Source organism: Vibrio sp. 970 (genome assembly GCF_033339075.1).
Map to the genome: position 1 here is coordinate 1 of NZ_JAWOTW010000094.1, position 1099 is coordinate 1099.

1 protein-coding gene and 1 pseudogene are annotated in these 1099 nt (G+C 45.4%); one reads left to right on the forward strand and one right to left on the reverse strand.

Features of this window, described 5'->3' with window-relative positions; genetic code table 11:
- Positions 1 to 49: 49 nt before the first annotated feature.
- Positions 50 to 598 (forward strand): GNAT family N-acetyltransferase, encoded by a 549-nt coding sequence (locus R7Q11_RS24930; protein ID WP_005481806.1) that lies wholly within the window; start codon positions 50 to 52, stop codon positions 596 to 598.
- Between the two features lie 129 nt (positions 599 to 727).
- Here R7Q11_RS24930 and R7Q11_RS24935 read toward each other — a convergent pair.
- Positions 728 to 1099: pseudogene (locus tag R7Q11_RS24935) on the reverse strand (FAD-dependent oxidoreductase); the annotation flags it as partial.

Genomic DNA, 1099 nt, shown 5'->3' on the forward strand with positions numbered 1-1099 from the left:
AACGAAAGGTCGGTATCTCTAAAATCAGCAATGGAAGTCGTATTTATTCATGAGCCCAGATTTTGAAATCATCACCCCTCGCCTAGCCCTTCGTCTTATCCCAGCAGATGACGCTCACTCGCTACAACGATTGCTCTCCCAATCCCCATCTTTGCATACTTGGCTTGATTGGTGTGACGCAGAAGTCTCGCTAAAAGATGCCCAAGACTTTCTACTAGCAACACGTTTAAATTGGGTCAAAACGGAAGCATTTGGTTTCGGTATTTATGATAGAGATAGCAATACCTTGCTGGGAATGGCAGCCGTGAATGAGCTTTACCATACGTTTAATATGGCGAGTATTGGTTATTGGGTAGCAGACCGTTACCAAAGACAAGGCTACGCTCAAGAGGCGATTAAAGCGTTGGCAGAATTTTGTTTTGCAAAACTGAGCTTAACTCGTATTGAAATCGTTTGTGATCCTGATAACAACGCCAGCCAAGCTTTGATCGAATCCGTTGGAGCAAAAAAAGAAGCCATCGCCAGAAATCGATTTATTTTCCATGGCAAACCAAAAGATGGCGTCGTGTATTCACTTCTGCCAACAGATTTGCTGTAAGACAGCGGTAAGCGTTGGAAGGTGTAAGCCTTATTTGGGACGGGACAAAACAGAAATAAAAAGCCACCGACTTGCGGTGGCTTTTTCTCTTCTATGGTTTCAACACTGAAACTGGCTGAATCGCCGATATTAGTGAAGCTTAAGGTTTGGACGCAATACACGGTTAATGCGGCCAACCAGCATCATCAAGCCTGTTTTGAACACGCCGTGAAGTGCCATCAAGTGCATGCGGTATAGTGAGATATAAACAACACGTGCAATACGGCCTTCAACCATCATCGAACCTTTGGTTAAGTTACCCATCAAGCTACCTACTGTAGAGAAGCGGCTTAGAGACACTAAAGAACCATGGTCTTTGTACACGTAGTTTTTCAACTCACGACCATTTAGCTTCGCCACAATGTTGCTGAACGCTTGGCTAGCCATTTGGTGCGCAGCTTGCGCACGAGGTGGCACAAATGAGCCGTCTGGTTGTGTGCATTGCGCCAAGTCGCCGATAAC

Coding starts and splice junctions, on each gene's coding strand:
- R7Q11_RS24930 (WP_005481806.1), top strand. CDS start 50: ATGAGCCCAGATTTTGAAATCATCACCCCTCGCCTAGCCCTTCGTCTT.